Consider the following 220-nt stretch of genomic DNA (forward strand, 5'->3'; position numbering starts at 1 on the left):
CTGGAATGACATCACAGGGGCACTGGAATGACACCTCTCTTGGGCTCTTTTAGCTATAAATATTTAAGAAATTTACCAAATAAAAAAAAGGCAAAAGAAGACCTGGTCATTGTCTATTTTCTGTATTGGCGTTTTTTAAGTCTTAAACACCGCAATTTAGCTGCTTTTAAGTGCAACTAACCTTAGCTAAAATGTTTAAGAAATTTACTAAGCAGAAAAA

It is taken from the genome of Wolbachia endosymbiont of Drosophila nikananu (genome assembly GCF_028981865.1).
Taxonomy (GTDB): Bacteria; Pseudomonadota; Alphaproteobacteria; order Rickettsiales; family Anaplasmataceae; genus Wolbachia; species Wolbachia pipientis_B.